We start from the raw sequence: 22,399 nt of genomic DNA on the forward strand, positions 1-22,399 counted from the left end.
GGCTAGTAGTCTGTCAACCCGAAAATGACGGGTGAAGGCAAGCAGGGGGAGGTAGGGGAGGTAGGGGAGGTAGGGGGGTAGGGGAGGTAGGGGGGTAGGGGAGGGAAGAACAGAAGTTTTTTCCGATTATTACCCGTCAAAATAAATTTGACGAACTACTAGGAGTCAGGAGGTAGGGGCGCAGGGCCTGCGCCCAATCAGGAGTCAGGAGGAAGAATTGGAGGGAGGCAAGAATAATATTAAATCTGAAAAAGTGACCGATAAATAAACCTGGAAGCGATAAAATCCAGATGACATCTTCAATTATCAATATGGCTCCTTTACCCGATTATCGTCCCAAACAAATGTCTCTTGGTCCATTGGAAGCAGAAATTCTCAATATCGTCTGGGAACTGAGTTCTGTTACTGTCAAAGATGTACACGATCGCATTTTAGCTGATCCTAACCGCGAATTGGCTTATACTTCCGTAACTACAGTTCTACGTCGGTTGACGGAAAAAGGCTGGTTAGTTTGCAATAAACAAGGAAAAGCCTTTTATTGGCAGCCTTTACTGACTAAAAAACAAGCAGAGGTAATTAAGGCACATGATCAATTACAGCGATTTTTAGCAGTGGGAAATCCTGATGTGATTGCGGCATTTGCTGATAGTTTAGATCAAGCTGCTAGTGACCAAATCGAAGCGATCGCTAAACGCATCCAAGCAGCACGGGAAGCTAGAGGAGAAAAGTAACATTATGCACTTACTCATGATTGTCACCGCTGTTACCATTGCTTGGTGGTTGCGATTCTTTGGCGAAATTCCCCAGGGAAATTGGCATTTACGCTGGCAGAAAACCCTATTTTTATTCCTTTTTCCCCCCTTACTCATCTTCATGACAGTCACCTCTGTAGTCTGCATGGGGACCCAGGGAAAAATGGGGGGAATGTATACCGACTCTTTTAGCTATCTCCTCGCCTTAATTTTTCTGGGATTTTTTAATATCTTTGGTATCAAACTAGCTTTTCAGGGCTGGAAAGCCATTCAATCTGCCCGTGAATGTCCCCAAATTACCCTAAATGGTAAATCTGCCCGACTCCTAGAAACTCAAGCTTTATTTGCGGGACAAATGGGTTTTTGGCAACCTGAATTAGTCGTTAGTCAAGGACTACTACAAATTCTCTCTCCAGCCCATCTAGAAAGTGTTTTAGCCCACGAGCAAGGGCATTATCAGTATAGGGATACGTTTTGGTTCTTTTGGCTGGGCTGGATGCGTTCTTGTACCGCTTGGTTGCCGAATACAGAGCCTTTATGGCAAGAATTATTAGTTTTGCGAGAATTACGGGCTGATAGTTACGCTGCATCCCAAGTAGATCCTCTAATACTAGCAGAGTCCTTGTTATTAGTTGTTAGCAACAACTCCATTACCTCAGATATTTGTTGTGCGGCTTTGGGGACAGGCGATCGCTTGGAACAAAGAATTGAAGCCTTATTAACACCACCTGAACCAATATCAGCAGCACAATTACCCTCCTGGCGGATTTTTCTCCTCGCCTTTCTCCCTCTCATTACAGTCGTATTTCACACTTGAATAATTTCCTCTCTATTTTCTAGAGAGGAGGAAAAAACTCAAGTGCTACAACTACCAATTAAGTTGGTAAATATTATAGATACTTATTCATACAATCTTGTAAAAAGTAATCTTAAATACAGTTTTTGTCCAATTTTTAAGATAAATCATCTGGAATAGGTTTATTTTCTCAATGAAGTTTTACCAAGATAATTGGTAATTAATATAGTAATCTTGGTGAAAGTATACCAAATTAACACCAGCACTAAAAATTTCCCCCATCCTGTTTACCAATGAAAAGCAGAAAATTATTAGTCTTTATTACTACAGCCTTAGTCACTTTGCTGCTGACAATTGGCTTACCCAACCTAATTTCATCGCCGATTTTCGCACAACCTAATACAAATTTAATTATATCCGCCGCTGCTAGTTTAAAAGAGGCACTAGAAGAAATTAAACCCCTTTACCAACAAAGTAAAACAAACGTCAAAATAAATTATAACTTTGGTAGTTCCGGTGCATTACAGCAGCAAATAGAACAAGGTGCGCCAGCGGATATTTTTATATCTGCGGCAAAAAAACAAATAGATGCTTTAGAACAAAAAGGACTTTTAGTGGCAGGAACTCGGAATATCATTGCTAAAAATAAATTAGTTTTGGTAGTCCCTAAAAATGCCGTTGGTATCACTAGTTTCTACAATCTTAAAGATGCCAAAGTCAAAAAAATTGCTATTGGTGAACCCAGAACTGTACCCGCAGGACAATATGGACAACAAGTATTAGAAAAGTTAAAAATTTGGTCAGAAATTAAATCAAAATTGGTTTTTGCAAATAACGTGCGTCAGGTTTTAGCATCTGTAGAAACTGGTAATGTTGATGCAGGGTTAGTTTATATAACTGATGCCAAAATCTCTGATAAAGTCAAAGTTGTAGTTACAGCCGATGAAAAATACCACTCTCCCATTATTTATCCCTTAGCAGTTGTTAAACGTAGCAAAAATGTTGATACTGCTAAAGAATTTTCCCAATTTTTATCTAGCAATCAAGCTAAAGCTGTATTCAAAAAATATGGATTTATTCTGCCTTAGTCATAATTGAGTTAATTAAGTAACAAACATCTTTATTAAAACTATGCCACAGGATTTATCACCGCTTTGGATATCGTTAAAAACGGCTTTATTAGCAACATTTATCACTTTCTTTTTGGGTATATTTGCTGCTTATTGGATGTTGGGATATCGTGGTAAAGGTAAATCCTTAATTGAGGGGATATTTGTCGCACCGTTGATTTTACCCCCCACTGTGGTTGGGTTTTTACTGCTGATATTCTTTGGGAAAAATGGTCCAGTGGGTAAACTACTAGAACCCTTCAATACGACAGTTATATTTACTTGGTATGGTGGGGCGATCGCTGCTATAGTAGTTTCATTCCCATTGATGTATAAAACTGCATTAGCAGCTTTCAGTCAAATTGATACCAATTTACTGCGCGTAGCCAGAACATTAGGTGCGAAGGAATTGACAATTTTTTGGCGCATTAGTTTACCCCTAGCATTTCCGGGGATTATTGCTGCCACCACCTTAGCATTTGCGCGGGCTTTAGGTGAATTTGGGGCAACTTTGATGTTAGCAGGAAATATTCCTGGACAAACGCAAACTATCCCAATGGCGATATATTTCGCAGTGGAAGCTGGGGCAATGAATGAAGCTTGGTTTTGGTCAATTACCATGATGATCATTTCCCTCTCAGGGATTATTTTAGCTAATTTTTGGCAAGAACTTTCATATCAATCAAGATTAACCAAACCATCTGGAAATAAAATAGAATTAGCAAATAAATCTTCCTTTCTATTAAAAGATTATTCTTCAAACAGCTTATTTTTAGATATTGAAAAAAGACTAGCTAATTTTCATCTTCAAGTTACCTTAAATACTGATAATCAACCATTGGGATTATTGGGAGGTTCTGGGGCAGGAAAAAGTATGATTTTGCGTTGTATTGCCGGCATAGAAACACCAAATAAAGGACAAATAGTTTTAAATAATCGGGTATTATTTGACTCAGAAAAGAAAATTGATCTACCCATTCATCAACGCCGAATTGGTTTTTTATTCCAAAACTATGCCCTATTTCCACATATTACTGTGGCGGAAAATATCGCTTTTGGCATACCCAAATCTGTAAATATTAAGAAAGAGGTAGAAAAGCAGTTAATAACCATGCAATTACAAGGATTTGGCGATCGCTATCCGCACCAACTTTCCGGGGGACAACAGCAACGGGTAGCATTAGCTAGGGCTTTAGCAAGCAAACCAGAAGCACTACTTTTAGATGAACCATTTTCCGCTTTAGATACCCATCTTCGCAGTCAATTAGAACAACAAGTTACAGAAATTCTGGATGATTATTCTGGAGTAACTTTATTTGTTACTCATAATATGGAAGAAGCCTATCGCCTATGTCCCAATCTATTAGTATTAGAACAGGGAAAAGAAGCACATCATGGTTCTAAATATGAGATTTTTCAACATCCTGCGAGTATAAATGTCGCCCAACTTACAGGTTGTAAAAACTTTTCCCGTGCTAGTATTTTATCTCCTCAACAAATAGAAGCAATTGATTGGGATTGTACTCTCCAAGTCAGAGAAAAAATGCCTTCAGGATTATCTCATGTTGGTATTCGCGCTCATCATTTAATTTTCACTAAAGATCCGCAAAAAGTAAACACCTTTCCCTGTTATTTAGTGCGTACCAGTGAAACACCTCACCGCATGACAGTATTTCTCAAACTACATTCTTTTGGTAATCATCCCCATGATTATCACTTACAAGGAGAAATATATAAAGAAAAATGGGAAAATATTCAAAATCAACCTTTTCCCTGGTATGTGCAATTAGAACCTTCGCAATTACTCTTAATGGATTGACACTCTCAGAGGATGTTTGAAAAGTATCAGAATTAATCGAGATCCCCCCAACCCCCCTTACAAAGGGGGGCTAAATTCCTTAAAGTCCCCCTTTTTAAGGGGGATTTAGGGGGATCTGCGGGTGTCAGATCCCACACGAAAAAGTTTTCAAACAACCTCTCAGGTCTAAAGACACTGAGATTCTTTAATCAAGACTCCCCTGATATAAGTAATTGGACAAAAATAATTTACAGTCATTGCGAGCGAAGGGAAGCAATCACAACCCTTGCGATTGCTTCATTTCACTTCGTTCCATTCCCAATGACATTGTGTAATTAATTCTGTCTCACTACTTAGCGGTATGCACTTGAATAAGATACATCATAAGCCCCCTCCTTGCTTGCGGGGAGGGGTTGGGGGTGGGGTTATTGTCTTTCACTCAGCCAAGAACCGCTATATAAGCTTTAACTAACAAATCAATTCCAGTAATTGCCCCACCAACAACAACAGCATTAGCGCCTAAATCCAAAGCTTTTCTAGCCATTTCTGGGGAAGAAACACCACCTTCACAAATCACAAAAGTATCCAGATTTTCTACGATTTGGGTGAGTAATTCCCAACCAGGAGGAGAAAAGTTTTGAGTTGCTGTTGTGTAGCCAAAAAGAGTAGTTCCCACAATATCCGCACCGGCATTAACAGCTAATTGTGCAGCCTCGTAAGTATCTACATCTGCCATAACTGGCTTATTTAACTGCTGATGAATTAGAGTAATAATATCTGCCAACTTTTCATTACCGGGGCGATATCTAGTAGTAGCATCTATGGCAATAATATCTGCACCTGCTTCAGATACAGCCACAGCATGATGAAATTGTGGTGTAATATAAACATCAGAACCAGTTATTACTTGTTTCCAAAGTCCAATAATCGGAACTTGGACTTTTTCCCGCACGGATTGAATGTGACTGGGCGTGTCAATTCTTACAGCTACAGCCCCATTATTCACTGCTGCTTGTGCCATTGCAGAAATTATATAAGGATCATGTAATGGAGAACTTATAGGCGCTTGACAGGAAACAATTAATCCTTTGGGTAAATTAGTCATGTTTTATTTTTAATTGTAAGGGTAAATACGGAAAAACCTATCTAAAGATTATGTTAATATGGGGGCAAAATTAAGGATATTCCTGACGGAAAAACAAGATAGAGAGTTGTTTTAGTTGAGAAAAGCTCAAGTACCACAGAAAGTAACGCCAGATCCCATTTTTTAACCCAATTTAGGTATCTATCTCATTGTTTTTAAGTAGGTTGGCGTTGAAAATTGTCGTTATGGCAAGGCAAAAGGCAAGAGGCAAGAGGCAAGAGTGAAGAGAGTTTGGGCGATTTTACGTTTCTTTACACAGTTTGGTTTTATTGTGTTCACCTACTTAGATATGTTAATAATTGTTAGAGTAAGCCACAAAATAAATGATCCTGTTTCATCTCATTCCCAGTCAGAGACTGGGAATGAATTCTAGAAGGCTCTGCCTTCAATAATATTAGAGGCAGAGCCTCATCAACTGCATTCCTAGTCAGAGACTAGGAACAAGATGTGGTAGGGATTTGAGCTTAAGTTGACACCAATGAAGCTCTTGCTTTACCCCTACACATCTGGGTTCTTTGTCATCTAGCAAAAGTTTAAATCTCACCCGTGTTTAGTATAAAACTGTTCCCTATTCCCAGTTAAGAGTTCCCTGTTCCCTGCCCTCACAGACAACTTATTCAGCAAACCCTACTTAACAGGGATAGAATCAACATCCACAGTTTCGCCAGCGGCAGCGGCATGATTAGCCGGATTGGTGGTACTATTTTCTACAGTCCCTTTTTTTGCCTTCCAACCGTCAAGAACTAAGGAAGAAACTTCGGAAACGAATAAACTCAACAGTAAAACATCGTCAATTTGACCAATAATGGGAATAAAATCTGGAGAAATATCTAAAGGGCTAATTAAATAGGCTACTGTGCCGATAATTATCCACCAACGGTATTTAGGATTGCGTAGTGTGTTCCGATACCATGTATACAGGGATTGAATTGAGAAGTTCATTCTTAACCTCCAGTGATTTTTTTATTTTGGCAAATAATCATCTAAACTCCCGGTGGGAATAACCGCCATATTGTGTATAGAAGATGTTACTCCTTAGTAATTAATCAGAAAAGTTTGTGAGTAATGCAAAACTCTTTAAAATGAAAATGCCTTGACTACTCGGAATGGAGAGAGGAAACCTACACAGTGGATATTTTAGATTTGTTTAAGAAGGGCGGGCCTGCTATGTGGCCTTTGCTAGTTTTGTCAGTCCTATCACTAAGTGTGATTTTTGAACGTCTATGGTTCTGGTTACGGATTCTTGCCCAGGAAAAAGAAATAGTCAATCGGGTTATAGATGCTGCTGGTGAGGATTGGGGAATCGCTGAAGCAATGGCTGAACAAGCTATAAAACAGCCCGTTGGCAGGTTTTTATACGCACCCTTAAGCTTGCAAAAAAACGATCCAGAAACCTTTAGATTAGCCCTAGAATCCACAGCAGCCGACGAAATAGCGGGAATGCGTCGGGGTGAAAAACTTTTAGAAGCTGTGATTGCCCTTTCACCACTGTTAGGATTATTGGGGACAGTTTTAGGTTTGATTCGTTCTTTAGGTGCAATTCGTATTGGTGATTTGGGAACTGAATCTACAGCCGGTGTCACCACAGGGATTGGGGAATCGTTAATTAGTACAGCAGCCGGATTAATAGTAGCGATCGCCAGTTTAGTATTCTACCGCTTATTTCAAAGTTTTGTTGTTAACCAAGTTAAGATTTTCAACAAAGCCGGCAATGAATTGGAACTGCTTTACCGTCAATATCCTCCCGAACCTAAAATAATTAACACGGGCAGATTATCAAAACGCACCTCTACAAATTTCGATTCATCTTCTCAGCTAGAATCAAAAACATTTATTCAAGACCCAGAAAATAGACCAAATGAGCCAATTGATAATTACGATTTAAACCTTGTCAATTCAGCAAATTTGCCCGATAACAAGGTTGATGATGCCAATTTGAACTTTGGAGAAAAACCAGAAGATGAAAGTTAAGCTAGAGACCCCCGGTGAAGACCTTCAGATTCAAATTATCCCCCTAATTGATGTTGTTTTTTGTATTCTGACATTCTTTCTATTGGCAGCTTTACAATTTACCCGTCAACAAGCAATTAATGTTGACTTACCCAAAGCTAGTACAGGCGAAAATTCTGCTGCTAATTCCCAGATTAAAAGTAAAATATTACCTGTAACAATTGATGCTATTGGATTAACTTACATCGAAAAAGAACCTGTGAAACAGGAGGAATTAGAATCACGTTTAAAACAATACATCCAAACAAATCCAGACGGGATTTTAGTATTGAATGCGTCACGGACAGCTACTTATAACGACGTAATTCAAACCTTAGACTTGCTGAGAAGAGTAGGAGGGAATCGTGTATCTTTGGGAATTATCCCCGGTTCATCTCAACCATTGACAAATTTACCCAATTTCCCTACTCCTCCCATACCGAATAATCCCACCAACCCAGAAATTAACTCACCGGAAAATTTGAGGTCTTTACCACCGATTAACCCTAATCCCTTACCCACGCCTGGAAACGGAATTAATTCTGGTACTTTACCTCAAACACCTCTAACACCAGGAACAAATAATTCTTCTCCTCAAAATTAAAACCATTTTGTGAGAGATTTCGGATATTTTCTCCCCATATTTTCCTGAAAAATTAGGAAGTTATGGGGATATTTTTAGGTAAACTTAAATAAGTGTATCTAGGAGAAAAATCATGAAAGCAATATTAATGACCGCAGTAGGTAAACCAGAAGTTTTAGAACTACAAGAAGTTCCTCAACCTATACCAACAAATAAAGAAATTCTAGTAAAAATTTTCGCTGCCGGTGTTAATCCCATTGATACTAAATTACGTCAGCGGGGGACATTTTTCCCGGAACAAATGCCAACTATTTTAGGATGTGATGGTGCAGGTATAGTAGAAGCTGTGGGTAATGATGTCCAAAAATTTGGCGTTGGTGATGAAGTATATTTTTGCTATGGTGGTTTGGGTGCAAGTCCAGGAAATTATGCTGAATATATCATTGTTGATGAAAGATGTGTGGCATTGAAACCCAAATCTGTTTCTTTTGCAGAAGCAGCAGCAGCACCTCTGGTTTTAATTACTGCTTGGGAAGCTTTATATGAACGGGGAAGACTTGAACCAGGAGAAAAGGTATTAGTTCATGCTGGTGCGGGTGGTGTTGGTCATGTGGCTATTCAGTTGGCTAAACTCAAAGGTGCTGAAGTAGCGACTACGGTGAGTTCACGAGAAAAGGCTAATTTTGTCACTCAACTTGGTGCTGATAAGGTGATTTTTTACAAAGAAACTGATTTTGTCGCATCTGTATTAGATTGGACTAATGGTGAAGGCGCAGATTTAGTTTTTGATACTGTGGGTGGTGATACCTTGGAAAAATCTTTTCCCGCAGTGCGACTTTATGGCGATATTGTGACTATTCTAGAACCAAAAGCTAACACTGTTTGGAAAGTTGCTAGAAACAGAAATCTCCGCATTGGTTTAGAACTAATGCTAACACCGTTGTTGTTAGAAAATATGGAATCGTTAACACATCATGGGGATATTTTACAAGAATGTGCTAATTGGATAGATGAAGGTAAGTTAAAAATCGAAGTTAGTCAGACCTTCCCTTTAGCCTCAGCAGCAAAAGCACACGCTTTAGTGGAAACTGGTTCTGTCCTGGGTAAGGTTGTTTTATTGAATTAATCATTAAGTAGAGAATTTGTTGAGATTATTTTGTCACTTTAGCTATTTACAAAAATGGGATTTTTCTCACATTTGGCAAATAAAAAACACGATTAAAAAAATCAACTTATTATCTGCGGAATTAGGAAAAATCATCATATCTAAGTCCGCAATCATAAGTTTTGTTTGTATATTTGCTATATTTTTACTTCCTATTCCTACTTTTGCAGTTCCTAATGAACCTATCACTTTAACTTGGGAATTATTACAAGAACGAGTTAAAACACCAATTTTACGAGATGGTAATTTAACTGTAGATTTAAAAAAAATGGTGATTGATTTACGTCCAGAAAATGCTATTTTTCGGGATAATTTTTATCAATTACTCAGAAAAGAATTACAAAAAACTGGGGCGACAGCTTTGGGTTTAGATTTGAGTAATTCTGTAATTGAAGGTGATTTTTATGGCAGTGATTTGGGTTTACGAACTCCTCTTTATGCTCAAGGAATAGCCCAAATTTTCACACATACAGAACAGCAACAGTTAGAAAGTTTACGTTCAATATGTTTGCAATCTTTAGCAAGAGCTTTTCCTAATGCTAAAGATTGTAAATCTTTGTTGAACAATCAGTCCAATAACTCTAGTAGTATTGCTGTATTTCGTGGGGCTTTAATCATGGTAGGAAGTCGTTTTAATGGGGAAGTAAAATTCCCGAATACGTTCTTTCTCCAACCTGTAAATGCTCAAGGGGCAAATTTTTTAAAACCTACTAATTGGGACGAATCCAGATTTGGTAGAACTGTGAGTTTTAGTGGGGCTATTTTTCACGCCCTGAGTAGTTTTGAAGGTAGCATTTTCTTTGAGAAAGCCAACTTTCAAAATATTAAATTTCTAGATGCTGCTAATTTTCAAGGTGATGTATTTTGTGATGATGTAAAATTTAATCAAGGAAAATTTCAACAAGTAGTTAGGTTTAATAGTAGTTATTGGCAAGAAAAAGCTGATTTTTCTAGTGCTATTTTTAATAATCAAGTTAATTTTAATCAGGTGAATTTTCATCAATCTTTATTAATGAAAGATGCTATTTTTAAACAAGCTCTAATTTTTAGAGAATCTGAGTTTAATGAATCTGTAGATTTGCAGAGTGCAAGTATTCTCAATCAAGCTGATTTTAGTGATGTCAAGTTTGCAGAAACCGCATTTTTAAATGTTTCTGGATTGGTTTTTAATTCTAATCAAGCAAAAATTTTAGGTAATGTTGGCGAAATTGGTAAAAAGTTGATTGTGCTAAGATTACGAGGTAATCAAAATATTTTGCGGAATTTAAGTCAAAATTTCCGGTTACAACAGCAGGTTAGTGATGCAAATCAGTTGGAATATACGAAACAACGGTTAAGATTAATTGAATTAAGTCATCAGTTGGTAGCTATCAATATTAATACTGCTGCTGTGAATAGGTTAATAAATTTAGGTTTTTCTGCAACTCAATCGGCTGAAATTAATCAATATCGTCAAATTAAACATTTTCGGAATATTAGCGAGTTACTAGTTTTACCTGATGTGGATTTGGAAATATATAATCAGTTAAGGGAGAGAATTGTTGCTACTGAACCTCTAGTTTTTAGTGGGTGGTTAGTTAAATCTTTAAATTGGTTGTTATTGAGTTTATTATTGTTGTTAAGTGGTTATGGGACAAATTTTTGGTTAGTATTTGGTGTGGGTGGTGTAGTTATTTCCTGTTTTGGTGTATTATTTTGGTTAGTTGATCGTTGTCGTCGGTTGTCTCCTGTAGCAATTATTCCTAGATCTTATGAAACTGTTTGTATATTATTGAGTTTTATTGGTTCAATATCTGGTAGTTTATTGGCAATTTTTCGGAATTCTGGTAGTCCTTGGTTAACTTTATTGTGTTTATTTATGATTATTTTTCCCCTACCGGGGATTTTATTGTGGCGACTTTATAAACAAGGGCGTTATCATGATTTAATGGATGTTTCTTATTTTCGAGAAGATGGAACATTAAGACAGCTAAGATTATTAATTGGGAGATTACCCGTGATTCCTAGAAATCCCAGTTTTCGGGAAAGATATATGCCGCTATTATGGGATAGGCGTTGGAATTGGCTGAATTATTATGATTTTAGTTTGAATAATTTGGTAAGATTAGGATTTAATGATATTCGGTTACGTGATGAACATTTACCAGGAATTATTTCTATTTTGGCTTGGTATCAGTGGAGTTTAGGGTTACTTTACATTATTTTAGCGGGTTGGACGCTTTCGCGGACAATTCCTGGGTTAAATTTATTAATTTATCTAAAATAAGTTAAATATCCCTAATTTTTTGAAAAATTCGGAGATTTTTATATTCGTGTCCTTATACCCGGATTTCTCACAAATTAGTAAGTAGGTGAACACAATAAAAGCGAACTCTGTAAAGAAACGTAAAATCGCTGAAAACTTCTTGCCTATTGCCTTGCTATAACGACAATTTTCAACGCCAACCTACTTATCTGTGAATTTTGTGCATTTATCAAGGGACAGTTTTTAGGTAAAATTACTTGTTAGTTCAATTAATAAGAAAGTGGATAGTTTATGACGATAGCTAGAATTGGAATCATTGGTGGAAGCGGGTTATATAAGATGGAAGCACTGAAAGATGTGGAAGAAATAGAGATTTCTACCCCTTTTGGTTCACCGTCGGATGCGATTATTATCGGAACTTTAGAGGAAACTCGCGTGGCATTTTTAGCGCGTCATGGTCGTAATCATACGTTGTTACCTTCTGAGTTGCCATTTCGGGCTAATATTTACGCGATGAAGCAATTGGGTGTAGAATACTTAATCTCTGCGAGCGCTGTGGGTTCTTTGAAGGCTGAAGCTAAACCCCTAGATATGGTAATTCCTGATCAGTTTATTGATCGAACCAAGAATAGTATTTCTACCTTCTTTGGTGAGGGAATTGTGGCGCATATTGCCTTTGGTGAGCCGATTTGCCAGAATTTGGCTGGGATTTTGGGGGAGGCGATCGCTTCTTTAAATTTACCAGATGTTACGTTACATGATGGTGGTACTTACGTATGTATGGAAGGACCGGCTTTTTCCACTAAGGCTGAATCTCATCTCTATCGGAGTTGGGATGCTACGGTAATCGGGATGACAAATTTACCCGAAGCAAAGTTAGCCAGGGAAGCGGAAATCGCTTATGCAACCTTGGCGCTGGTGACGGATTATGATTCTTGGCATCCCGATCATGATAGCGTGACGGTGGAAATGGTGATTGGGAATTTACACAAGAATGCGGCGAATGCACAAAAGGTAATTCAAGAAACTGTGAAGCGGTTAAGTGCAAATCCCCCTGCTAGTGAGGCGCATTCGGCTTTGAAGTATGCGATTTTGACGAATTTAGCAAATGCACCAGCAGCAACGAAGGAGAAGCTGGCTTTGTTGTTGGAGAAGTATTTGTAAGGGAATAGGGGATTGGGGATGAGGGTAAAAATAAAATGCAGCTTTTATTCATCAAAATCTATTTCTTGTGGTTCTGTGACTATTGCTAATCCTGCTAAAATTTGTCTAATTCTTTCTTGAGATAGCTTACCAATTTTTTCAGTTAATAAAGCTTTATCTACTGTAAAAATCTGTGATACATTTACTACACTTTGTCTATCAAGATTAGCTTCTCCTAACTCTAGTAAAACATTACCCATTGCCTTAGCTCGTCGCAAATTAGAAGTTAATGCACAAACTATGACTGTTCTAATTTGAGAACTATTGAGTAAATCATTTTGGATGACTACATAAGGACGGATATAAGCTGGTTCTGAGCCTATTGGTTCTCCCAAATCAATCCAATAAATATCACCTTGCTTAATTACCATTCTTTTTCTTTTAATTGTCCTTGATGATGTCGCATTGCTGCTAACATTATTTGTTCTGATTCATCTAGATCATCTGCATAAGCTTCATTAACACTTTCTACTAATTGGCGATGTTTTTTACGACGCAAAAATTCTTCCATTGCTAGAGCAAATAATTTACTGCGAGGAATTTTCATTGCATTTGCTAAAGCGGTTACTTCTTCATACAGTGATTCTTCAATTGAAATAGCTGTTTTGATACTTGTCATTGAGTTACACCTCTTTTCTGACTGAGGGTATAACTGAATTTTACTCTATTACACAAACAAAGTCCACCTGCGTGGACTGATAAAAATCTCATATCAGCAGGTCTACCAAAATCCCCGCCGCGCTGAGTAGGGATCTTTCTCTTCATCTTCTGTGTGGGCATGATGTAAGCGATGTCCAGCTACCCAAAAAATCGGTCTGCCTTGGATGGATAATGCTCCTAAAATAGATTCTGCTCTACCATTGGTTTGTAAACCAAATATTGTTCCCCGGTCATAGACTAAGTTAAATTCAACGTAACGACCTCTACGGTATAATTGGAATTGACGCTGGCGATCGCATTCTCCATAACTCCAGAAAAGCGATACATCAATCTTAACATTTTCCTGATTTGGTCAGAATCAGGATTTCCAGGATTAAAGGATTTATAGGATGGAGATTGACATTTTTTTAATCATTAATCCCACCAATAAGTAATAACTACAGCATCTCGCTGTTGCCAAAGCGACTCACCTTCCAAACCTGCTTCCAATCTCATTCGTAACTGTCGCCTAAGTCGCAAACCATACTCTTCATTATTACCATCAGTAATATCCACTGAATCTACACGCCACTTTTTACCCAAATCCAAAAGCTGAGACACGATAGTATCTTGGTTTTCTGTCAAAATGTAGAGGGTATCCCCAGGATAAGCTACAAAGTGGATTATACTCGATTCTGGCATCGGGCGATAATTTGCCATTGCCAATAAAGTATCTACCAAACCACCAAAACTTAAACCATTTTCATCTGCTGCAAAAATTGGTTTCGTAAACAGAAAACTTGCCCATAGATGAGAATGTTGGCTAAGATCCCTAACAACCTCCTCCCCATTAAACTCATTAAAGCGACGTTGCCACACCAAAGCTGCAAAAAGTTCCTGGGGACTGTATTGTTGAGCTAGGGTTTGAATATTAGCTAAGTTCAACATAGAGAATTAATAACAGTTTGATTAAGTAGGTTGGCGTTAAAAATTGTCGTTATGACAAGGGAATTATCACGAAAGGTAAAAGCAAAGATCCCCGACTTCTTAAAGAAGTCCGGGATCTGAATAAAAGTTAGTCAGAAATGCCAGCATCTCGAAGGCGTTTTTCTAACTCTTCCAAACGTTTTAAGGCAGTTTCTTTAGCAAGTCGTTCTTGTTGCACTAACTCAGAACCCCAAAGTAGCAAATTACCATCTTGATCCCACCAGCGTAACCAATAACCTTGACGGTTTTCGCGTTTTCCTTGCCAAACACCAATAAATAATTCCATTTCAGTTAACCAGTAACGGTTATTTTCATCTGAGGAACGCAATTTATAGTGTCCATGTTCATGCAAGTGATATATTTCTAATTCACCAATATCTGGTTGAAAAATGATGTAGTTAGGAACTTGTAAAACTTGTTCATAATAAAACCATTTTCCAGGAGGATAGGTGTGTTTATTAGAATATTCACTACCATCTGGATCAGAAAGAAATTCCATTACCACCGCAGGAATTTGTCCCTGTTTGTGGGGGGTGTAACTGCGTTGGATTTGTTCTCTAGGCACTGTAATTTGCGGCACGTAAGCCCAGTCAGGGGCTTTGATGACAAATTTGCCATTAACTGTGGCGCAGATGCCGTAATTGGTGGTAGCAAGGGCAGTTTCTGGAAGTTTGCCAGCAAGTTCTAGGCTTTCCGTGAGTGCTGCTGCCAGACTGGGTTGATTGACATTATCCACAGGTTCATCGTCTAAAACGAAGTCTTCGGGTAAGAGTTCCCAAGTGATTTTGGTGGTCGAAGCACTTACAACCATAGGAAACATAAATAATAGATTAAATTTTAGTATAGCTTGTGATGGATATGACTGGGAATTTTAGATTTTAGATTTTAGATTAAAACAATTAGGCAATTCCAAATCCAAAATCAAGTGACAATTAACGAAGTTTAGATATTTGCATTTCTAAAGTAAGGATTCAGGCTACAGAAAACTTGATATAGCAGAGAAGATAAAAGAAAAATATTCTTTATTCTAAACTCCTGAATGGGCGCAGGCCCTGCGCCCCTACATCCTGACTTTCTAAGAGGTTGTTTGAAAACTTTTTCGTGTGGTATCTGACACCCGCAGATCCCCCTAAATCCCCCTTGAAAAGGGGGACTTTGAGGAATTTAGCCCCCTTTTGTAAGGGGGGTTGGGGGGATCTCGATTAATTCTGATACTTTTCAAACATCCTCTAAACAACTTGAAAACTAAAGTTCAAACTCGCCCAATTATTAACAGCCAAAATATAGGCATCATTGGTAGTAATATTCATATCAGTTTTCACTTTACTAGCATTATGTAAATCTTGTAATATAGCTTGGGCAACTTCCAAAGGATTGACTACAGGACTAATAGCCTGTTGATCTGTGGTAGAATATTTGGTAGTAGCCAATGCCGCGAGAGTTTCCTGAAACGGTGCGGTACTCAGAATAATTTGGTGTTCACAAAAAGTATAACGTGTGGGTAATAACCAACCAGAGACAGATTGATTATCTGGTATTTTCATAGTTTGACCTGGAGGAATGAGAATTTCTATTAGTTGGGGTTTAGTGGGAGGAATTTCTGTTTCTGGAAAAACTTCCCAAGGATAAAAAGCAAAGGCATTTTGATTATTATTTAAACCCACTAAAATTAAGTATATAGGGCGATCGCTCAAATTTTCAACCTTATATTGCAAGCGACTACCCAGAGGAATTGTCGGCATAGCAGTTCCCTCATAGTCAGGTGGTTGCAAAATCTTATCCTGACTAGCAGTTCCCAAAGTGTCCCGCACCATAAACACGCGGGGGACAACACTATTAACAACCTCTAAAGTCGCCCTCACAGGTAAACGGGAAGAACCTTGATTTTCTGTCAACTGCCACAACTTTGATGCCAACAAAGTCGAAAATTGCGGTGTTAATCGCTGTACTGCCACCTTCACCGCTTCCCCAACTTCCCCGATAGTATTAATAATTGGTTCACCACCCAGGTAAAAAAGACCATAACGGCTAGGAACTTGGGCAACTTTACCAAATACATAATCAGCGGTTTCTTGTGTGGTAATAATATTAGCAATTCGGCTAATTCCTGAAAAAACGCTAGTAGCATCTACCACTTCAATTCTTTCCAAATGCTCATCTAACGCCACATTCACAAAAATATTACGGGGTAATATGCGTATACTTTCTTGGACTATTTGCCCAACTTGGGGGAGATTGGTAATCTCCCTATTTGTTAATTGAGCTTTAGCTACTAACCCACTTCGTGATTTAATAGTTAACTCTGCCCCTGTCTGCAAAATTAACCGAGAATTTACGCCATAATTAGTGAGAACGTGGAGAGGTAATCCCCCCAACCATAATTTGAATATTTTGCCATCTTCTTCTACGGATTGAATCACACCAATACTTCTCAAGTTATCAATCGGAAAATAATCAATAATTAAAGCATTTTGAAATTTTTTTGACTCATTTAATAGACTTGGTTGTTGTTTTCCACCCAACTGATACATGGAAGTAGCAACACCAGAAAGAAAAACCGAAATTGTTTTAGCTGGGGTAGTTTCCCACAAATATTGAGTTAAAGCATAAGTTAATAATCCCGCAGTGCCATTAGAGAAAATAAATTCTCCTGCCTGTTGATTTGGTGCTGCGGTAGCGTTGATAATTAGAGGATGATAATTAGCTAATTGCCGATTTTTCAGTTGGGATAAAAACTCTAATTCTTGTATTTGTAAAATTGCTGCTGATGATTCTGGTCGGGTCCGCACTCGTAAACCATTGGGTTTTAATTTAGGAGCATGATTGTAACTGGTATCTAATATTGCCGTAACTTGATTTGTAGGGAGCGATCGCAATAATAATAACAGAGTTTCTATCAATAAATAGTTTCTCGATTTTGTGCCTAATAAATTATTCTCATCAACAGGAACTATGGCATTTGCTAATATTCCCGTCCCCAAATTAACACAAGTCCCATAGCCAGAAAAATGGAAAATCACCACATCTCCAGATTTCGCTTGCTTACCCAAATGATCTAAAAAAGCCGCTTTAATAAAATCTTTACTAGCTTGTTCATCAGTTAAAGTTAGAATATCCGCTGCGGCAAAACCACAACGATTAATTAACAGTTCTGTTTGCAATTCCACATCAGTTAGACAACCCCCCAGGGCAGGACTTTGTGGATATTGATTAATGCCTATTAATAATGCTAACTTCCGCTGGTGAGATTGTGCTAAAGCTTGGTAATAGGGATTTCCCAAACTCAACCACTCAGTCTCAGCTAACCCCAATGCTGCTAGTAAGCCGCTAATTTGTTGTAAAAACCTACGCCGTTTCATAATTAGCAATCAGACTCCAGCCCGTTAGCTTATAGCGTGAATTACTCCGCCTTAAGACGGACGGAGCTTCCCAATTCATCGGGAGTAGCCTCTATAACTTCGTAGTTCTATTGGACTTACATTCCCTCCAAGGGCAGGAGTCCTGATCCCCAAGACCCAAATCTTTTGCTTGCGACATATGCCTATTAGCTTGGTTTTCGCTTATGGCATTGATGGTCAAGATACTCAATATCTTACCAGAAGATCCTGGGGATTAGTCATCCATCCACACTTTATTTTTACAAGTAAAGTTTTTGATCTGAATCTAAACTAATACAGGAGAAATTTTCATAGCCCGGGTTAACTCAGCCGCTACTTCTGGACGAGAAAATTCTGGTGGTGGTAATTCACCTCGACGTAACATTTCCCGCACCTTTGTTCCCGACAGATGAACTCGTTCCTCTGGACTACTAGGACTGGTTTTAGTTGTGGCCATTTGTTTGGTGCGTTTGCAATAGAAAGCGTGTTCAAACTTCATTGGCACGATTCCCAACTCTTCATGGGCAAATTCATCGAAGATATACTGAGCGTCATAAGTGCCGTAGTAGTCACCCACACCAGCATGATCACGTCCGACGATAAAATGTGTACAGCCGTAATTTTTCCGCACTAAAGCATGGAAAATGGCTTCCCTTGGACCTGCATAGCGCATCGCTGCTGGGTTAATTGCCAAAATTACTCTATCTACAGGGTAATAGTGTTCTAGTAAAATTTCATAACAACGCATCCGCACATCAGCGGCGATGTCATCCTCCTTAGTTGCCCCTACCAATGGATGCAAAAATAGACCATCTACAGTTTCTAAAGCGCATTTTTGAATATATTCATGGGCGCGGTGGATAGGATTGCGAGTTTGGAAACCCACAATTGTTTTCCAGCCTTTTTCTCGAAACATTTCCCGTGACGCAGCAGGGTCAATTTGGTAGCTGGGAAAATGGGGATGAGAGTCACGTTGTAATAACCAAATATCACCTGCTAGGTTGATAGAACCTTGGTTATAAACTACCTGCACCCCAGGATGTTTAAGATCATCAGTGCGATAAACATTGATGGCTTCCTGTTGTTTGTCGTAGGTATACTTTTCAGTTAGTTCTAATACCCCAATAAACTCGCCTCTGGGATTATCCAGACGCACTAAACCGCCTTTTTGTAGAGGGGCTGCTACTTCTTCTGTTACAGACAGTGTAATAGGAATTGACCAGACAATACCGTTAGCTAACCGCATTTCTGTAACGACTCGGTTATAGTCTGCTTGGTTCATGAAACCAGTCAAAGGACTAAAACCACCAATGGCAATCATTTCTAAATCGGAAACTGCTCGCTCATCAAGTTCCACACGCGGTAAAAAGTCAGCTTTGGAGAGAAATAGTTCTCTTTGTGCTGAGGAAGCAACCCGGTTAATTAACTCTCCACCGTGGGCGGCAATGGCATCTGGATGGTAACTCAACGTAATTTTTCCCTAATTGTTGCAAACTATGTATTAAGTTACCAAATTATTGGTACACATTGTTAAATTTCTGTGAATTTTTTCCTTTGCCGGTCGGAAAGGGTGAGATTAGAAGGAGTGGGGGGAGTGGGGGGAGTGGGGGAGAAATTTTTTCCTTCTTCCTTCCTCCTTCTTCCTTTCTCCTTCTTCCTTCCTCCTTCTTCCTTCCTCCTTCTTCCTTCCTCCTTCTTCCTTCCTCCTTCTTCCTTCCTCCTTCTTCCTTCCTCCTTCTTCCTTCCTCCTTCTTCCTTCCTCCTTCTTCCTTCTTCCTTCTTCCTTCTTTCTTCCTCCTGAACTCCTGAATGGGCGCAGGCCCTGCGCCCCTACCTCCTGAACTCCTCCTGTAAGACATTACAAACAATTAAAATAAAAGTTGTGTTACACCAAAGTTTAAACTCAAGAGAGTTTTCAAATTGAGTATCAATAGAAGATTCACCCAAACATAGAGGAGTTGATAATATGGGGATAAAATTTCCAGTTTTGAGTGGGGTACTGGTACTTCTCGCTACCAATTTTTTCTTGCCTTCAGTTGCTAAAGCTGAGACTGAAACAACCAGTAGTATGTTTGAACGAGCTTATTTTCGCCATGATCCCAATTTTTATGACAATGGCAGTTTCAAACGTAAAGTAGATGCTTTAATTGGACCTGGGAAAAAATTTGGTACTACTTTTACTGACAATGAAATCGCTAAAGATGCTGAGTTGGTAAATACACTTTATCTTGATGCTATGGCTCAACAAACATTAAATGATCCCTATCTGCGGACACCTGATTTACCCAATCCCTACGATTCTTCTTTGTTAATGACTCCCCGCTATAATGGCAATCAGCTTAAAGTTGGGACTGAATACCGATTTAACAATTCACAACGGCGGTAGAAATAATACAGCAGGAGTCAGGAGTCAGGAATAAAACTGGCTGGCTGTGAATTTAGATCCTATACCTCATTAATCTGCAATCTGCTGTAAGGCGTTGCTAAATTGAGGTATGAAATTCCCAAATTGAACCTTTAAAACTCAAACCTTTGCGTCTTTGCGCCTTTGCGTGAGACTAAAATTCATACCCTATAATCAGCAACGCCTAAATAATTAGCGATCGCATTGATTTATCACCTATATGTGCGATGATTCGATGCGATCGCTATAATATCAGGCAACAAAAGAAACGCTAACGCAATGACATTGTGTAATTAATTCTGTCTCACTACTTATAACGACAATTTTCAACGCCAACCTACTTAATCAATTAATTTTTCCTAATTGTCTTGGTATTTTCAGCAGATTGTTTACCCAATAATTCCACAGCTTTAGCAAATTGGGGATCTTCAAGAGTCGCTAATTTATCTTTTCCACCTAACCATAAATCTTGACGTTGGGCATCAGTCAATTCTACCTTCACGTCTGGATCAATACCATGTTTATTAATATCTTTCCCACTGGGAGTATGATATTTAGCAATAGTTACAGCCAAACCAGCGCCAGATTTTAAAGGTTGTACGGACTGGACTAGACCCTTACCAAAAGTTTGATTTCCTACTAAAGTTGCCCGTTTATTATCTTGCAATGCCCCAGAAAGAATTTCACTAGCACTAGCTGAACCTTTATCTACTAATATCATCAAAGGTTTATCAGTCAGAGCCGTGCTATTGGCAACTTGTTTATCCTGTGTACCTTGCCGGTCAATAGTAGAAACAATTGTGCCTTTATTTATCCACATTTGAGCAATTTCTATACTCGCGTATAGGAGTCCACCGGGATTACCACGTAAATCTAGAATATAACCAGAAACCTTTTTAGCCTCTAACTTTTCAATAGCATTTTTCATTTCCTTGCTGGCATTGGCGCTGAATTGATTCAAGCGAATATAGCCAATATTTCCCGCTGGGGTTTTCTTTTCCGAAAAGCGAACGGGATGAATTTCAATCCGCGCTCGTTGAATATTAAATTGTTTTTTCTGACCATTCCGCAAAATTGTCAGTTTCACCTTGCTACCTGATTCTCCCCGAATGAGGGCTACTGCGTCATTGGTATCCATGCCTTTGGTGCTTTTGCCATCAATCTCAAGAATGACATCTTTAGCTAAAATCCCGGCTTTAAATGCGGGTGTATCCTCAATCGGGGCGATAACAATCAGTTGTTTTGTTTTTGCATCTTGACTGATGGTGATACCAATACCTGTAAGTTCTCCAGAGGTATCAACTTGCATATTTTTGAATTCTTCTGGGTTCATGAACCGGGTGTAGGGGTCTTCTAGCTTTTTCAGCATTTCCCGGACAGACTTGTAGGCTGATTTATCATCAGTATAGGACTTGCTTAAATATTCCTTACGTACGGCTTGCCAATCTACCTGATTAAAAGTACCATCTACATATCGGTAGTAAATAATTTGCCATACTTCATCTATCAAATCCTTGTGACTATCTTTAAATGAAGCCTTACCAATTGAGTGAATACCCAAACCGGCAACAGCAATTGTAGAAAGCGTTACCACCGTAGCACTCAAAACCAGTTTACTTTTTGTAATTACCATAATGGCGGCCGTGTCAGGGGAAAAAATATATATCAAGTATGCCCAATCTAACACAGCGATCGCTAATTGGTAATTGATAGTTGTCACTCATCACCGTAACATTGGCAATTCCCACTCCCTAGGAATATTAAAAGACTTCCAAATAAAAAAATGTCCCAAAACTGATGCAAAAATTCTCTCTCTGTGTACTCTGTGCCTCTGTGGTTCGTTTCTTGGGATAATTTATTTCTGGGAAGTCTCTAACTGAATGAAAACAATACCAGAGCGATCGCTCCCTAATAAGGCAGTGTCTGTTTTAACCTTTAAAAAATGGTACTAACAACAGTTAATACAATACATTTTAACTATTAAACGGAGTCAACAAAAAACTAGAGTTTAGTACCTGCATAAATAAGAACCTATGTCAAAGAAAATAAAAGGTTCTTCGGTACTTGTTATGCTATTGAGAGAAGGGAACTCTTAAGAGAAGGAATGTCAGATATTAATGACTTTAAAGACTTAATAATTTGGCAAAAGGGATGGATATTGCTCAAAGATGCTATTTCCTCACTAAAATTTTTCCCAAAGATGAGCTG

Annotated in this window: 20 protein-coding genes and 1 pseudogene; 10 read left to right on the forward strand and 11 right to left on the reverse strand. The window is 38.6% G+C overall.

The genetic code is table 11. The features are described 5' to 3' along the window. The first annotated feature begins 311 nt into the window (after positions 1 to 311). The 4 genes from HEQ36_RS07465 (at position 312) to modB (ending at position 4,476) form a co-directional block, all read left to right on the forward strand. On the forward strand, positions 312 to 731 hold the full coding sequence (locus HEQ36_RS07465) for a BlaI/MecI/CopY family transcriptional regulator (protein WP_168635720.1): 420 nt from the start codon (positions 312 to 314) through the stop codon (positions 729 to 731). Between the two features lie 4 nt (positions 732 to 735). Then, positions 736 to 1,569, forward strand: a complete 834-nt coding sequence (locus tag HEQ36_RS07470) for a M56 family metallopeptidase (protein ID WP_205748473.1) — start codon at positions 736 to 738, stop codon at positions 1,567 to 1,569. 272 nt (positions 1,570 to 1,841) lie between these two features. After that, on the forward strand, positions 1,842 to 2,636 hold the full coding sequence (modA, locus tag HEQ36_RS07475) for a molybdate ABC transporter substrate-binding protein (RefSeq protein ID WP_168635620.1): 795 nt from the start codon (positions 1,842 to 1,844) through the stop codon (positions 2,634 to 2,636). Positions 2,637 to 2,679: 43 nt separating this feature from the next. Beyond that, entirely contained in the window at positions 2,680 to 4,476 is a 1,797-nt protein-coding gene (gene modB / locus HEQ36_RS07480; RefSeq protein WP_168635621.1) for a molybdate ABC transporter permease subunit, read from the forward strand. A gap of 418 nt (positions 4,477 to 4,894) precedes the next feature. Here modB and HEQ36_RS07485 read toward each other — a convergent pair whose 3' ends face one another. Together HEQ36_RS07485 and HEQ36_RS07490 are read right to left on the reverse strand one after the other, a co-directional pair. Next, positions 4,895 to 5,560, reverse strand: coding sequence for an N-acetylmannosamine-6-phosphate 2-epimerase (locus HEQ36_RS07485; protein WP_168634760.1), 666 nt, complete (start codon positions 5,558 to 5,560; stop codon positions 4,895 to 4,897). 666 nt (positions 5,561 to 6,226) lie between these two features. Further along, positions 6,227 to 6,541 carry a YkvA family protein gene (locus tag HEQ36_RS07490; protein WP_039204729.1) on the reverse strand — a complete coding sequence of 105 codons (315 nt, stop codon included), beginning with the start codon at positions 6,539 to 6,541 and terminating at the stop codon, positions 6,227 to 6,229. A 186-nt stretch (positions 6,542 to 6,727) separates the two neighbouring features. Between HEQ36_RS07490 and HEQ36_RS07495 the strand changes: the two genes are divergently transcribed. The 5 genes from HEQ36_RS07495 (at position 6,728) to HEQ36_RS07515 (ending at position 12,745) form a co-directional block, all read left to right on the forward strand. Continuing rightward, positions 6,728 to 7,570 (forward strand): MotA/TolQ/ExbB proton channel family protein, encoded by an 843-nt coding sequence (locus tag HEQ36_RS07495; RefSeq protein ID WP_053540508.1) that lies wholly within the window; start codon positions 6,728 to 6,730, stop codon positions 7,568 to 7,570. After that, positions 7,560 to 8,192 (forward strand): biopolymer transporter ExbD, encoded by a 633-nt coding sequence (locus HEQ36_RS07500; protein ID WP_168634759.1) that lies wholly within the window; start codon positions 7,560 to 7,562, stop codon positions 8,190 to 8,192. Before HEQ36_RS07495 ends, HEQ36_RS07500 begins: the two co-directional genes overlap by 11 nt. A gap of 112 nt (positions 8,193 to 8,304) precedes the next feature. Beyond that, positions 8,305 to 9,297: a zinc-dependent alcohol dehydrogenase family protein gene (locus tag HEQ36_RS07505; protein WP_168634758.1), complete on the forward strand. Its 993-nt coding sequence runs from the start codon at positions 8,305 to 8,307 to the stop codon at positions 9,295 to 9,297. Between the two features lie 16 nt (positions 9,298 to 9,313). Further along, positions 9,314 to 11,602, forward strand: a complete 2,289-nt coding sequence (locus tag HEQ36_RS07510; protein ID WP_168634757.1) for a pentapeptide repeat-containing protein — start codon at positions 9,314 to 9,316, stop codon at positions 11,600 to 11,602. A gap of 270 nt (positions 11,603 to 11,872) precedes the next feature. Then, entirely contained in the window at positions 11,873 to 12,745 is an 873-nt protein-coding gene (locus tag HEQ36_RS07515; RefSeq protein WP_053540511.1) for an S-methyl-5'-thioadenosine phosphorylase, read from the forward strand. 44 nt (positions 12,746 to 12,789) lie between these two features. Here HEQ36_RS07515 and HEQ36_RS07520 read toward each other — a convergent pair whose 3' ends face one another. The 8 genes and pseudogenes from HEQ36_RS07520 to HEQ36_RS07555 form a co-directional block, all read right to left on the reverse strand. Then, positions 12,790 to 13,155: a type II toxin-antitoxin system PemK/MazF family toxin gene (locus HEQ36_RS07520; protein ID WP_039204737.1), complete on the reverse strand. Its 366-nt coding sequence runs from the start codon at positions 13,153 to 13,155 to the stop codon at positions 12,790 to 12,792. Further along, on the reverse strand, positions 13,149 to 13,403 hold the full coding sequence (locus tag HEQ36_RS07525; protein WP_039204738.1) for a ribbon-helix-helix domain-containing protein: 255 nt from the start codon (positions 13,401 to 13,403) through the stop codon (positions 13,149 to 13,151). The genes HEQ36_RS07520 and HEQ36_RS07525 overlap by 7 nt, the downstream gene beginning before the upstream one ends. Positions 13,404 to 13,508: 105 nt before the next feature. After that, positions 13,509 to 13,775, reverse strand: a pseudogene (locus HEQ36_RS07530) (coproporphyrinogen III oxidase); the annotation flags it as partial. 83 nt (positions 13,776 to 13,858) lie between these two features. Next, the gene (locus HEQ36_RS07535; RefSeq protein ID WP_168634756.1) at positions 13,859 to 14,371 is read right to left on the reverse strand and encodes a hypothetical protein; all 513 of its coding nucleotides are present in this window, start codon (positions 14,369 to 14,371) and stop codon (positions 13,859 to 13,861) included. A 127-nt stretch (positions 14,372 to 14,498) separates the two neighbouring features. Continuing rightward, positions 14,499 to 15,221, reverse strand: coding sequence for a Uma2 family endonuclease (locus tag HEQ36_RS07540; protein WP_168634755.1), 723 nt, complete (start codon positions 15,219 to 15,221; stop codon positions 14,499 to 14,501). Positions 15,222 to 15,639: 418 nt separating this feature from the next. Next, complete coding sequence (locus tag HEQ36_RS07545; protein WP_168634754.1) at positions 15,640 to 17,769, reverse strand: caspase family protein; 2,130 nt, start codon at positions 17,767 to 17,769, stop codon at positions 15,640 to 15,642. A gap of 304 nt (positions 17,770 to 18,073) precedes the next feature. Beyond that, positions 18,074 to 19,255, reverse strand: coding sequence for a sulfate adenylyltransferase (gene sat, locus HEQ36_RS07550; RefSeq protein WP_168634753.1), 1,182 nt, complete (start codon positions 19,253 to 19,255; stop codon positions 18,074 to 18,076). 46 nt (positions 19,256 to 19,301) lie between these two features. Beyond that, positions 19,302 to 19,655: a hypothetical protein gene (locus HEQ36_RS07555; RefSeq protein WP_290707206.1), complete on the reverse strand. Its 354-nt coding sequence runs from the start codon at positions 19,653 to 19,655 to the stop codon at positions 19,302 to 19,304. Between the two features lie 98 nt (positions 19,656 to 19,753). Here HEQ36_RS07555 and HEQ36_RS07560 point away from each other — a divergent pair, with 98 nt between their 5' ends. Beyond that, positions 19,754 to 20,173 carry a hypothetical protein gene (locus HEQ36_RS07560; protein ID WP_168634752.1) on the forward strand — a complete coding sequence of 140 codons (420 nt, stop codon included), beginning with the start codon at positions 19,754 to 19,756 and terminating at the stop codon, positions 20,171 to 20,173. A gap of 367 nt (positions 20,174 to 20,540) precedes the next feature. Here the strand turns inward: HEQ36_RS07560 and ctpC are convergent, their stop codons facing one another. Continuing rightward, complete coding sequence (ctpC, locus tag HEQ36_RS07565) at positions 20,541 to 21,824, reverse strand: carboxyl-terminal processing protease CtpC (protein WP_053541365.1); 1,284 nt, start codon at positions 21,822 to 21,824, stop codon at positions 20,541 to 20,543. Positions 21,825 to 22,399: the final 575 nt, after the last annotated feature.

The sequence above is a fragment of the Anabaena sp. 54 genome (assembly GCF_017355725.1).
Lineage (GTDB): Bacteria > Cyanobacteriota > Cyanobacteriia > Cyanobacteriales > Nostocaceae > Dolichospermum > Dolichospermum heterosporum.

What these genes read in the sequence shown, in the direction of transcription:
- HEQ36_RS07485 (WP_168634760.1), bottom strand. Translation starts at nt 5,560, where the DNA reads ATGACTAATTTACCCAAAGGATTAATTGTTTCCTGTCAAGCGCCTATA.
- HEQ36_RS07535 (WP_168634756.1), bottom strand. Translation starts at nt 14,371, where the DNA reads ATGTTGAACTTAGCTAATATTCAAACCCTAGCTCAACAATACAGTCCC.
- HEQ36_RS07470 (WP_205748473.1), top strand. Translation starts at nt 736, where the DNA reads ATGCACTTACTCATGATTGTCACCGCTGTTACCATTGCTTGGTGGTTG.
- HEQ36_RS07560 (WP_168634752.1), top strand. Translation starts at nt 19,754, where the DNA reads ATGGGGATAAAATTTCCAGTTTTGAGTGGGGTACTGGTACTTCTCGCT.
- modA (WP_168635620.1), top strand. Translation starts at nt 1,842, where the DNA reads ATGAAAAGCAGAAAATTATTAGTCTTTATTACTACAGCCTTAGTCACT.
- HEQ36_RS07525 (WP_039204738.1), bottom strand. Translation starts at nt 13,403, where the DNA reads ATGACAAGTATCAAAACAGCTATTTCAATTGAAGAATCACTGTATGAA.
- HEQ36_RS07520 (WP_039204737.1), bottom strand. Translation starts at nt 13,155, where the DNA reads ATGGTAATTAAGCAAGGTGATATTTATTGGATTGATTTGGGAGAACCA.
- HEQ36_RS07540 (WP_168634755.1), bottom strand. Translation starts at nt 15,221, where the DNA reads ATGGTTGTAAGTGCTTCGACCACCAAAATCACTTGGGAACTCTTACCC.
- HEQ36_RS07515 (WP_053540511.1), top strand. Translation starts at nt 11,873, where the DNA reads ATGACGATAGCTAGAATTGGAATCATTGGTGGAAGCGGGTTATATAAG.
- HEQ36_RS07490 (WP_039204729.1), bottom strand. Translation starts at nt 6,541, where the DNA reads ATGAACTTCTCAATTCAATCCCTGTATACATGGTATCGGAACACACTA.
- modB (WP_168635621.1), top strand. Translation starts at nt 2,680, where the DNA reads ATGCCACAGGATTTATCACCGCTTTGGATATCGTTAAAAACGGCTTTA.
- HEQ36_RS07505 (WP_168634758.1), top strand. Translation starts at nt 8,305, where the DNA reads ATGAAAGCAATATTAATGACCGCAGTAGGTAAACCAGAAGTTTTAGAA.
- ctpC (WP_053541365.1), bottom strand. Translation starts at nt 21,824, where the DNA reads ATGGTAATTACAAAAAGTAAACTGGTTTTGAGTGCTACGGTGGTAACG.
- HEQ36_RS07465 (WP_168635720.1), top strand. Translation starts at nt 312, where the DNA reads ATGGCTCCTTTACCCGATTATCGTCCCAAACAAATGTCTCTTGGTCCA.
- HEQ36_RS07500 (WP_168634759.1), top strand. Translation starts at nt 7,560, where the DNA reads ATGAAAGTTAAGCTAGAGACCCCCGGTGAAGACCTTCAGATTCAAATT.
- HEQ36_RS07545 (WP_168634754.1), bottom strand. Translation starts at nt 17,769, where the DNA reads ATGAAACGGCGTAGGTTTTTACAACAAATTAGCGGCTTACTAGCAGCA.